This window comes from Pseudomonas sp. SDO5532_S415 (assembly GCF_054071155.1).
This window is the reverse complement of sequence record NZ_JBSVWS010000297.1, coordinates 1-3928: the sequence shown is the minus strand read 5'-3', so window position 1 is coordinate 3928 and position 3928 is coordinate 1. Positions and strand designations below refer to the sequence as shown.

6 protein-coding genes are annotated in these 3928 nt (G+C 48.9%); 1 reads left to right on the top strand and 5 read right to left on the bottom strand.

Annotated features, from left to right (window positions below):
* Positions 1-180 precede the first annotated feature (180 nt).
* The 5 genes from ACW9HW_RS29380 to ACW9HW_RS29360 form a co-directional block, all read right to left on the bottom strand.
* Positions 181-513, bottom strand: a complete 333-nt coding sequence (locus tag ACW9HW_RS29380; RefSeq protein ID WP_457402831.1) for a hypothetical protein — start codon at positions 511-513, stop codon at positions 181-183.
* Positions 514-550: 37 nt separating this feature from the next.
* A complete protein-coding gene (locus ACW9HW_RS29375; RefSeq protein ID WP_457402829.1) occupies positions 551-751 on the bottom strand; it encodes a hypothetical protein in 201 nt (66 codons plus the stop codon).
* A gap of 251 nt (positions 752-1002) precedes the next feature.
* Positions 1003-1314, bottom strand: coding sequence for a hypothetical protein (locus ACW9HW_RS29370; protein WP_457402828.1), 312 nt, complete (start codon positions 1312-1314; stop codon positions 1003-1005).
* 84 nt (positions 1315-1398) lie between these two features.
* Positions 1399-1704: a hypothetical protein gene (locus tag ACW9HW_RS29365; protein ID WP_095196062.1), complete on the bottom strand. Its 306-nt coding sequence runs from the start codon at positions 1702-1704 to the stop codon at positions 1399-1401.
* A 256-nt stretch (positions 1705-1960) separates the two neighbouring features.
* Positions 1961-2620 (bottom strand): hypothetical protein, encoded by a 660-nt coding sequence (locus tag ACW9HW_RS29360; protein ID WP_095196061.1) that lies wholly within the window; start codon positions 2618-2620, stop codon positions 1961-1963.
* Positions 2621-3121: 501 nt separating this feature from the next.
* On the opposite strand from ACW9HW_RS29360, the gene ACW9HW_RS29355 reads away from it, so the two are divergent.
* The gene (locus ACW9HW_RS29355; RefSeq protein ID WP_457402825.1) at positions 3122-3829 is read left to right on the top strand and encodes an SDR family NAD(P)-dependent oxidoreductase; all 708 of its coding nucleotides are present in this window, start codon (positions 3122-3124) and stop codon (positions 3827-3829) included.
* The last annotated feature ends 99 nt before the right edge of the window (positions 3830-3928 follow it).

The window sequence follows — 3928 nt, the reverse complement described above, 5'->3', positions numbered from 1 at the left end:
TTCAGGCGGCCAGCCCACCATCAATCAGGTAGATCGCAGCAGAGAACGTCACGATCGAAAGCACGGTACTAAGAAAAAAGGGGGCATAAGAAAAAAGGGGGCATAAGAAAAAAGGGGGCAGATTTATTTTTCTGAAAAATAAATCTGCCCCTTTTATGGTCTTGTTTTTTCGGTATGGGCTCAGGGGTTAATCGTTTTGTTTAACTCCCATCTGCGGGATGTTGTGCCGGGTAAATTACGGCGTAAAACTTTTTGTTCTAGCTCAAGCTTTTTCAGAATTGTGAAAGCATATGAGGGGTTTATACTTAGCGCTTGGCTAAGTTGCATAGTTGTGGCTGGAGTGTCTTGAAGGAAGTCTATAATCTGATCGCTTCGTGAACGTGATGCGGCTTCATCGATGGTATTTACGACGGTTGTTTTCGCTTTTTCTATTTCTTCTCTGGAAAGGTGGCTACCTTTTTTGTTGAATTCTGCAAAAATTTCCTCGATTTTTATCGAGACGGTTTCTTTCATTTGGTTAGCTTCAAGATAGTGATTTTGGTCTTCGAAATCACTCGGGGCGTACAGTACGGTATTTTTGTAATAGAGGACGAAAAAAAAACAAAGCCACTATTCCTGACGGAAAGGCTATTACGAAGTAAACAAAAATTTGTTGTATTTCTAGTGGTAGTTTTACTAGTGCAACACACGCAAGCGTTTCGGCTAGACCCGCGAAAATAGCGATAATTGTCAGTGGGTTGCTGACTTTCATATGATGACTCCATAACACGTTTATTTTATTCAAAGGGAAGTGGCATATTGTAATAAATAGATCTGTCACCTTTATCCTAGTCAAATCGGTATTTCACTGGTCGGCTTGGGATCGCTCAGGGACAAGTCTATTACCCATGAAACTAAATCTGTCCCCTTTTCCCTTGCAATGAGAATTTTCAATGACTTTGGAGCCAGGCACTAAACTTGTGTCGGCACTTTCCGATTGAGCACCAAGTGATCTTTCGAAAATTACGTTCGTACCGGGTAAATGTGGTAGCGATTGGCCCCTGTCTTTTCAATTATTACCTTGCTGCCGGCAGACAAGGAATGGGACTTGAAAAACTCCCCAACCCATGAGCGCTTTCTGAAAATCTTCTTGTCACCAGCAATATCTGTGAAAACCGGCTCCGCAATACCGCAGTGAATCTCTACCTGCGTGCCGATCTCACTTGCATTAGGACCGCCGATGGACTCAGCCGGAAAAAAGCCTATAACGCTGGAGAGGTACAGATGATTATTATCAAGATTACCTTGCGTGAGTTCTATTAGCCGATATAGCACGACTTTCTCCTTGGATCAAAAAATTAAGCTAATGGACCAACAAATGTGTCGCCTTTGCGAGTCAAGCGAATTAAACGAAAAGTGTCAATCGCATTTTTTTGTTGGCGAGTGAAAAAACTCAATTGCCCTAGTAACTGACTCAACCTGCTGTAAGTTCGAACTGGAAACGGCCTGATGTAAAAGTCCAGACAAAATAGCGCTGCGCGTAGATTCAGGTATTACACAAGGGCTCAACACGCCTCTGGATTGTGGGTAATCGCCCCAATGAACGCCCAAGGCCTTACTTCCACCATTATGTTGGTTCTTGTGATCATACCAACCAATAATGAGGACCAACCCTTCATCAACGTGGATTTCTTCATGATTTTTCCAGTATGAAATCATGTTCATGCAGCATTCCTCATAAGACTGGGTGGATAGTGGCCGGGCTTAGTCCACTGGCTTGCATCACTACAGCAAGGCACTGGCGCTCGCGCGAATCGAGCATAGTAGCTTAGGCGCTTACCAAATATAGCACTTGCTTCGAAAAATAAACTTCAGGCTTGAGTCAAAAGCCTTTGTAGAGATATGGGATCAGACCACGACTCACAAACGTGATCTGCCCCGATTACGTATTTAGTCATCGCAACTGCTGCGACCCAAAGCCTTAATAGCAGTTTGTTTGGACAGTCGCCCCATAAGAAGAGCTTGTACAGTTTATATTTTTGCTGGCGCCATTATTCAGTCGATCAAGGTTTTTATTATTATTGTCATTAATCATCTGCATGGCTCCCATAAAGTTTTTATCTGCAGCCTCTCGCCGCTGTTGGGCCAATGCGGCCTCCGCGCGCTCGTCACTTGCGTCTCTGTACGCCTTTGCCCGTTCATCTTCAGCTCTCTGCTGCTGTAGCTGAAGTAAGCAATTACCAAACTCAGGGGTGTTTGGTGTGAACCCAAAGTCTTGCTGACATGTTGCCTTGGCGTTTTGAATACTTGCCTTCATCTGGTGGTTTTTGATGTCGTCCATTTGTTTTTGTTTTAATTCCGCATCCTTCGCGCTCATGCACTGAAAATTTATATCGGCTGTTGCATAGCGAGCGGGGCCAGAAGGCTCTGACATTATCTTCCCTATGACGGGTGGAGCACCATTGCGTTGACAGAACTGTTCGATTTTTTTGCGGCATGTCTCGACTGCATTGTCCGCTGAAAAATCAAAAAAACTCCCGGTGGCACTACATCCGTAACGACTTTCGCTCAGTGTATTTATTGTGCCAGACGCACAACCAGTCAAAATCGCAAACGCTGCAGCGGCCAAAATTATCTTCATCTCTTCCTTCCTGAGTTGTCGGAATACTTAAGAGCAAGCAGTGTGAAAACTCTAGACGAAACCCGGATCACTTGCCGCTTGGCCTGCACATTTGCGCCGCGTCGGACTCAAATGCCATCGATATGGCAGTTGTAGCCACCCGGTCGCAGCCTCGGAGCCAATCCAGGAGTTATCGTCAACAAAGGAGGCGGATCTATTTTTCCGGGTTGCAGGGCTTTTCGTAAGAACTCCGCCTCCCCTTCTCACTCATTTGTCGACGCTGACGCCAAGTGCGATCAATTCGTACTCGAACACTGGCTTGCAGCGTCACACATACTTGAGTACCAGGCCCTAATACCCATGTATCCACCGCCATTACCAACGCATAGCAGACGCCACCGGCCGGTTCTTTAAACTGGGCCCTTGCCGGCGCAGTCAGCGACGGCGTCGATCGCGCCGGCGCCACAGACTCCCAGTCAAATCGGCGTCAACGACAAACAAGTCCCTCTTTGGAGTAAACCCATGAGTGCATCTCAAAAGGTTGTCATCGTCACCGGCGCGTCACAAGGCATCGGTGCCGAAGTCGTCAAGGCGTTTCGAAAGCTCGACTACCGGATCGTCGCAACGTCTCGTACGATCAAGCCGTCCGACGACCCGAACATCCTGGCGGTAGCGGGCGATATCGGTGATCCGGCAACGGCGCAGCGTGTCGTTGGCGAAGCGGTCGAGCGATTCGGCCGGGTCGACACGCTGGTGAACAACGCCGGCATCTACATCGGCAAGCCTTTCACCGAGAACACCCTCGGAGACTTCAACGCCGTCATGAATGTGAATATGGCGGGCTTCTATCACATCACCCAACTGGCCATCGCCGAAATGGAAAAGCATGGGAGCGGCCATGTTGTGACCGTCACCGGCAGCGTAGACAACGGCATCAGCGGCGCGCACACGGCATTGGCGGCGCTGACCAAAGGTGGCTTGAACGCCGCTACCAGAGCGCTGGCGATTGAGTACGCCAAGCAAGGCATCCGCATCAACGCCGTTGCGCCGGGCATCACCAAGACGCCGATGCACAACAAGGAATACTACGAAATGCTGGGCACCCTCCATCCGCTGGGGCGTATGGGTGAAGCCAGCGAAGTCGCCAGCGCCATCGTGTTCCTGGATTCGGCAGAGTTCATCACGGGAGAGATCCTGCACGTCGACGGCGGCCAGAGCGCCGGTCGGTAACGGACGCAGATAGGGTCCTTTGCAGCCTTCGCGAGCAGGCTCGCTCCCACAATGGATCTCGATCACTCATCGGTTTTGCATACACCGTAAATCTACTGT